The sequence below is a fragment of the Frankia tisae genome (assembly GCF_025403405.1).
Lineage (GTDB): Bacteria > Actinomycetota > Actinomycetes > Frankiales > Frankiaceae > Frankia > Frankia tisai.
The window spans coordinates 1-2,829 of the sequence record NZ_JANEZT010000560.1 but is presented as its reverse complement, the minus strand read 5'-3'; the positions used below and the strand labels follow the sequence as shown (position 1 = coordinate 2,829).

Sequence of the window (2,829 nt, the reverse complement as noted above, 5' to 3'; positions counted from 1 at the left end):
ATCTGGCCCCACCTTCCCGGCGAAGGGTTCTCGGCCTGGCCGGTGCGGGCGTCGGAAGCTGGGCGGCGATGGGATTCGCCGCCGCTCCGGTGGCTGCAAGCTCGGCCGGCGTGCCGGACGCGTCGCTCGCCGCGGGTCTGTTGGGCCGGGCGGGTACCCGGGTGGTGGTCATCCCTCGGACGCTGAGCGCGACGTCGAGGGGAACGGGACCGGCTACCGCGGCGTTCCGCATCGGCTACGTGGCCGTGCGCTGGAGCGGTCCGGGTGGCGCCGCCGGCCCGGGCCTGGCAGCCGGGCCCGGGAACACGGTCCCCGCGATCCGCCTACGGCGGACGAACGGCGGATACGGCGCCTGGAGCCCGCTGGCCGTCGGTTGTCCCGCCGAGCGAGATGATCGGGGTCCCGGTGCCTCGCCCGCGCATGCGGTCCTGATGGGGGCCAGGACCGCCACCGGTTACGAGCTGCGGGTGCCGACGGGAGCCTCCGGGGTTGCCGTCACGGCGCTGAACACGACGTCCGGGCCGCCTCGGCGGCTGACCGTCCCGGACGTGACGGCTCAGGCCGCCCTCGCCGCCGTGGCCGGACTGTCCGCCGCGGTGTCGTCGAGCGGTCCGGCGAGGGCTCGCGCGGTGCCACGGCCGCGACGCGCACCGCTGGCCGCTTCAGCGGAACCAGCCCCGACGGTCGGGCCTCCACCAGCAGCTCAGGCCACCCCGTCTCCCGCGCCCTCCGGGTCGGCAGAGTCGGCCCTCGGCCTGCGCTACCTACCTCGGGCGGCGTGGGGCGCCGATGAGTCGCTGCGGCTCGACCCGGCCACCGGCCAGCCCTGGCGAACGACCTACCATCCGGGGCAGGTGATCACCGTGCATCACACTGTGACGCCGAACGACGATCCGGACCCGGCGGCGACCGTGCGGGCGATCTACCACTTCCACACGGTGGAGCGCGGCTGGGCGGATATCGGCTATCACTTCCTCATCGACGAGGCGGGCACCCTCTACGAGGGACGCTGGTCCGGAACCGACGGGATTCCCGGCCACCGTCCGGACGGTCAGGTGGTCACCGGCGCGCACGTCGGTGGGTTCAATGCCGGCAACGTCGGGGTCGCGCTGCTCGGCGACCACCGGACCCGGGTTCCGGCGGCCGCCGCGCGCCGCTCGCTCGTGCTGGTGTTGCGGGCGCTCTGCGGAGCCCACAGCCTGAACCCCGTCGGCAGCGTCGACTACGTCCATCCGGCTGGCGGCGCCCGGCGCCGGGTGCCGGCGATCAGCGGGCATGGCGACTGGATGGCCACCGAATGCCCAGGGGCGGCCCTGTCCGCGGCGCTGGACCCCGTCCGTCTGGAGGTGGCGCAAGGGCTCCTGTGAACCGCAAGGGCTCCTGTGAACGGGGCCGGGGCCCGGCGCAGCGGCTCCGGACCAGGCCGCCCGGCCCGGCGAAGGAGGGGCCGGGCGGCCGGTGGACGGGTCAGGCACGCCAACCGGCGTAGACGGCGAACCGGCCGTTCTTGACGACGCAGTCGACCGGGTCGAAGCCGGCCTCGGCCAGCCAGGCGAGCTGATCGGCGAGCGGGGCGCACCGGTCGAAGGCCATCCGGCCCAGGGCGCCCTGCCATTCGGCGTCGTCCGAGCCCGCCGCCCGCGCGTGCCGCTCGTGCATGTCCTCGTACTGCCGGGTGAGAGCCGGGGTCGGCCCGTCGACCTGCTCCAGGTTCACGAAGACCCCACCTGGACGCAGCACGGAGTGCGCCCGGGCGAACAGGTCCCGCTTGCCAGGGTCGTCGAGGTGATGGATGGCGAGCGCGGAGACGACGGCGTCGTGGGGCCCGGGCGGCAGCACCGAGGAGAGGTCGGCGACAGTGACGCCCTCGACGAGTTCCGCGGGCAGCCGGGCCCGCGCCTTCGCGAGCATGGGTCCGGCGCCGTCGAACAGGTGCAGCCGGACTCCGGGCACCGCGGCGGCGACGGCGGCGGCCAACAGTCCGGTTCCCGCGCCCAGGTCGAGCACCCTGGGCCGGGTTCCACCGAGCCGCGCCACCAGGTCGCCGACCGAGCCGTACAGCAGGTCGAACGAGGGGACGAGGCGGCGGCGCTGCGCGTCGTAGGTGACGGGATCCCAGATGGGCGTCTCAGAATATGAGATAGCCGTCTCACTCATTGGACCATCGTATGACGCCGACGGGCGTGGAGTGCCCCCGATGTTCAGAACAGCAGGCTGAGGCCCGTTCGCCGGCCGCTCTTGGCCAGCCGGGCGTAGGCGCTGGCTCCCTCGGCGGCAGGGTAGGTCTCCACCTCGCGCACCGCCAGCTCGCCTCGCGCAATCGCGTCCATGACCGTGGCGAGGGTCCGACCATCCCCGTGGACGTCCAGCGACACCGTCGTCACTTCGGGGCGCGGCGACGGAATCGAGGACGGGGTGAGGCCGACGAAGGTGCCGCCGGGTCGCACCAGGTCAATGATCGACTCGCCCAGCAGGGCGGCGTCGACGATGCCGTCCACCCCGTCGGGAAGTACCGCGCGCACTGCGGCGACCGGATCGTCGCTGCGAGCGACGAAGATTTCCGCGCCCAGCCGGCGAACCGTCTGCTCGTCCTCGGATCCGGCGATCGCCACGACTCGCGCTCCGGTACCGACGGCGAACTGGATGGCGAAGGTGCCCACGGCCCCGGCCGCTCCGGTGACGACGACGGTGGCACCCGCCCTCGGGTGCAGCTCGGCCACCGCCTGGCGGGCCGTGAGTGCGTTGAGTGGAACGGTCGCCGCGACTGCCGGAGCCACCGCGTCCGGGCGTGCGGCGAGCAGGTTGGCGGGCAGCACGACCTGCTCGGCG

At 74.0% G+C, this 2,829-nt stretch carries 3 protein-coding genes; 1 reads left to right on the top strand and 2 read right to left on the bottom strand.

Translation table 11 applies throughout. From position 1 onward, the window contains the following. The first annotated feature begins 2 nt into the window (after window positions 1-2). Window positions 3-1,367 carry a peptidoglycan recognition protein family protein gene (locus NBZ85_RS29805; RefSeq protein WP_261563264.1) on the top strand — a complete coding sequence of 455 codons (1,365 nt, stop codon included), beginning with the start codon at window positions 3-5 and terminating at the stop codon, window positions 1,365-1,367. A 100-nt stretch (window positions 1,368-1,467) separates the two neighbouring features. Here the strand turns inward: NBZ85_RS29805 and NBZ85_RS29800 are convergent, their stop codons facing one another. Further along, entirely contained in the window at window positions 1,468-2,157 is a 690-nt protein-coding gene (locus NBZ85_RS29800) for a class I SAM-dependent methyltransferase (RefSeq protein ID WP_261554462.1), read from the bottom strand. Window positions 2,158-2,201: 44 nt separating this feature from the next. Then, window positions 2,202-2,829, bottom strand: a 628-nt coding sequence (locus NBZ85_RS29795) for a zinc-binding dehydrogenase (protein WP_261563262.1), incomplete at its 5' end; no start/stop codon positions are given.

What these genes read in the sequence shown, in the direction of transcription:
- NBZ85_RS29800 (WP_261554462.1), bottom strand. Translation starts at nt 2,157, where the DNA reads ATGAGTGAGACGGCTATCTCATATTCTGAGACGCCCATCTGGGATCCC.